General features: G+C 68.4%; 3 protein-coding genes and 1 pseudogene. 3 read left to right on the top strand and 1 reads right to left on the bottom strand.

Annotated features, from left to right (window positions below):
* Positions 1–64 precede the first annotated feature (64 nt).
* Together AAH979_RS42735 and AAH979_RS42730 are read left to right on the top strand one after the other, a co-directional pair.
* Positions 65–190: pseudogene (locus tag AAH979_RS42735) on the top strand (low temperature requirement protein A); the annotation flags it as partial.
* 71 nt (positions 191–261) lie between these two features.
* Positions 262–612, top strand: coding sequence for a low temperature requirement protein A (locus tag AAH979_RS42730; protein WP_346263823.1), 351 nt, complete (start codon positions 262–264; stop codon positions 610–612).
* A gap of 165 nt (positions 613–777) precedes the next feature.
* Here the strand turns inward: AAH979_RS42730 and AAH979_RS42725 are convergent, their stop codons facing one another.
* A complete protein-coding gene (locus AAH979_RS42725; protein WP_346263822.1) occupies positions 778–1,659 on the bottom strand; it encodes a LysR family transcriptional regulator in 882 nt (293 codons plus the stop codon).
* Positions 1,660–1,797: 138 nt separating this feature from the next.
* On the opposite strand from AAH979_RS42725, the gene AAH979_RS42720 reads away from it, so the two are divergent.
* Positions 1,798–3,171 carry an MFS transporter gene (locus AAH979_RS42720; protein WP_346263821.1) on the top strand — a complete coding sequence of 458 codons (1,374 nt, stop codon included), beginning with the start codon at positions 1,798–1,800 and terminating at the stop codon, positions 3,169–3,171.
* Positions 3,172–3,334 lie beyond the last annotated feature (163 nt).

Here is a 3,334-nt window from a genome sequence, read left to right as displayed (position 1 = left end):
GTGAGATCAACTTATCGACCCTGTCCGTCGAATCGGGTCAAGCCCACTCGTACTGCTTGCCGCGGTGTGGTGGACATGGGCGATCACCACGCTCGTCACCGATCTATACGATCCTGAGCGCGTCGAGATCAAACTGCTGGTCATCGCGGTGATGTTCGGCGTATTGCTGATGACCACCGCGATCCCGCAGGCGTTCGGGGAACGTGGTCTGGTGTTCGCCTGTGCCTATGTGGCGATCCACCTCGGGCGGGGCTGTTCCTCATGCCCAAGGTGCGTAAGGAGCCGCAGACCGAACGGCGGGCCGCCCGGATCTTCATCTGGTTCGCCGTGTCCGCGGTGCCGTGGCTCATCGGCGCCCAATACGGGGATGGTATGCGGCTGGCCCTGTGGGTTCTCGCCCTGGCGATCGACTATGGCGGTTTCCGGCTCGGGTACCCGGTGCCCGGCGTGGGTTCGATACCGACCGCTCAGCGCAACATCACAGCCGAACACCTGTCCGAGCGGTATCAGCAGTTCTCATTTGATGGTCGCCGGTTCAAGGAAGGCGGGCTGTTTCGGGGCATCAGGCGGACGCAACAGCCGGCGATACGCTGCGATCTCGTCCGTCGTTGATTTCCGGCTGCCGTCGTCACGCCGCGGGAACATTCCGAGCCTGCGCGAAAGCGGTACGAGCGGCCCATGTGTTAGCGGACATGAAGATCGCCCCAGGGGCGGACAGCAAGGCCTACACAATGGCGGACAGGGGTTTCTCCCCGGTGGGTCGGCGAGGTCTGGTGTTCAGGGGCGGGCTGCGGCGTACAAGATGTCGCGCATGCCAGGCAACGACTCCTGGTCTTCTCGCCAGATCAGCCGCAGGCTGAGATCCGGGAGTGGGAGGTCGAGTTGGATCAGGGCGCCGGAGCGGAGGCTGTCGGCGACCGCGAACCGGGGTAGCAGCGAGATTCCGAGTCCGTGCTCGGCCCATGCGCGCATCACCGGGACGCCTCCGACTTTGATCCGTCTCGGACCGGAGCCCAGGATCTTGTTACCGGCCATCCAGAACGAGCACTCCGGCACGTTGACCAGGAGCCGCTCGTGCTTGAGGTCATCGGGAGTCAGTGCCGCTCGGGCGGCGAGCGGGTGGGCAGGCTCGGATACCAGTGCGAGGGGGACCGGGTCAAGGTCGATGAAGGTGAGCGGTTCGGCGGGAGCGGGGAAGCCGAGTCCGCCGACGTCGTCGCCGGAATCCAGCAGCAGGGCGGCTTCGAGTCGTCCCTCGATCACGTCGGCAAGGAGGCCGTCACGGGCGCGTTCGGAGTGGATCTCAAGGTCGATGTCGGGCCGGCGTTCGGCGAATCGGGCGAACACCTGGGGCACGTAGGAGCCGGCGAGGGTTTCCAGCGCGCCGAGCCGGAGCAGTTGCCGTTCGCCTCTGACGTCGCGGGTGGCCTGCTTGGCCTGGTCGAGCAGGGACCGTGTCCATCCCTGCAGCCGTTGTCCGGCGGGGGTCAGCTCCATTCCCTTGGGGCCGCGCACGAACAGGGCCACGTCGAGTGCTTCCTCGAGGGTCCGGATCTGCTGGGAGACGGACGAGGGGGCGAGGTCGAGCGCGACGGCGGCATCGGTCACGGTTCGGTGGCGGACGACAGCCTCGAAGGTCCTGAGTTGGCGTAGCTCCACACGCGGAGAAACAGCCCGGAGCGTTCGGAAATTCCGAACGCGTCGTGCGGCTGCGGCGGTGGAGCTGTTGACCTGCCGAAACGCACAGTGTTGGCGTCCTTCCCACTGTCGTCTTCGCTTCGGGGAGCTGTCCCAGTTATGACCCTTTTGAGTTCATTTGCACCCGCAGGGGCGAATCTCCATTCGCCGTGGGGGCGTTCCAGCGCCCTGACGGGCATTTCGCTGGGCTACTTCATGGTGCTGCTGGACATGACAGTGCTGTCGGTCGCCGAGCCTGATCTGGCGTCGTCTCTCGACACCTCGATGGCCGGTTTGCAGTGGGCGACCGCCGGCTACACCGTGGCGTTCGCCGCGCTGCTGCTGTCGGCGGGGGCAGCGGCGGACCGATTCGGTGCCGAGCGGCTCTTCCGGGCCGGGATCACGGTCTTCACGCTCGCATCCTTGCTCAGTGCGTTCGCCCCGGGGCTGTGGGCCCTGGTCCTCCTGCGCGCAATCTCGGGGGTCGCCGCGGCGGCGTGCGTGCCCGCCTCGATGGTGATGATCGCCCAGCTCTACCCAGAACGGGCGGCACGGGCGCGCGCGGTCTCGGCATGGGCCGCGATCAGCGGCGCGGCCGTTGCGGCCGGTCCGATCGCGGGCGGCGCCTTGGTCGGCGCGGCCGGATGGCGGTCTATTTTCCTGGTCAATGTGCCCATCGGCCTGGTGGTGCTGGCGCTGACGCTGGGCCGGGCGGTGGCCTGCCCGCGCAGTGACCGCCGGATCGACTGGCCCGCCCAGTTAGCAGCCGCCGCAGTGCTGGCCCTCTTCACGGACGCGCTGATCGCCGCCGGTTCGCAGGCGTGGGCCCACGCCGCGTGGTCATCGGTGGGGTTCGGGGTGTCGGCGCTGGCGTTCTGCGGCCTGGAGCGCCACAGCCAGGCGCCGGTCCTGAACCGGGCTCTGCTGCGGTCAGGCCGGGTGCGGGCTGGATTGCTGGCCGCCGCGGCGGTGAACTTCGCGTTGACCGGAGGGTTGTTCGTGCTGCCGCTGCTGTTGCAGCAGGAGCGACACCTGGACCCGCTGCAGACCGGGCTGGCGTTCTTGCCGCTGACGGTTCCCTTCGCGGCCAATCCGCCGTTCACGGGCAAGATCGTGGCACGGGTGGGTCCTCGCCGTCCGATCCTGGCCGGTTTGGCTCTGCTGGCCGCTGGAGGTGCTGTGCTGGCAGGCGTGGTCTTCGCCGACGGCGGCTACATCTGGCTCGCGGTGGGCCTGCTGATGACCGGCTTCGGCGTCTCCTACGCCTTGCCTGCGCTGGTCGCGGCCCTTGTCGGCGTCGCCCCGGCGGGCACGGCCGGTGCGGTGGGCGGCCTGCTCAACGCCGTGCGGCAGGTCGGCGCCACCCTCGGCGTCGTCGTCATGGGTGCCGCGATCGCCGCAGGCACTGGCTGGGCCCTGCTGATGTCGGCCGCAGTCTGCGCCATCGCCTGGTTCGTGTTCGCGCTCGCGCGCCATGAGGAGACGGCCGGATGACACCGAACCGAGGCCAATGCGGCCATGCCGCGCTCAGCTGACTTGGGCACCCACCGGGCTGCTGCTGCGCGCGCGATACCGCGGGGCCCATGACTTCAGGCGGTGATCAGGCCGTCAGGCCGCCACGACATACGGGAAGCTGTCTGAGCGGGCGTCCTTGGCA

The sequence above is a fragment of the Plantactinospora sp. ZYX-F-223 genome (assembly GCF_039649625.1).
Taxonomy (GTDB): domain Bacteria; phylum Actinomycetota; class Actinomycetes; order Mycobacteriales; family Micromonosporaceae; genus Plantactinospora.
The sequence above is the reverse complement of the archived record's forward strand: the minus strand, read 5'-3'. Positions and strand labels throughout refer to the sequence as shown.

Coding starts and splice junctions, on each gene's coding strand:
- AAH979_RS42730 (WP_346263823.1), top strand. CDS start 262: ATGCCCAAGGTGCGTAAGGAGCCGCAGACCGAACGGCGGGCCGCCCGG.
- AAH979_RS42720 (WP_346263821.1), top strand. CDS start 1,798: ATGACCCTTTTGAGTTCATTTGCACCCGCAGGGGCGAATCTCCATTCG.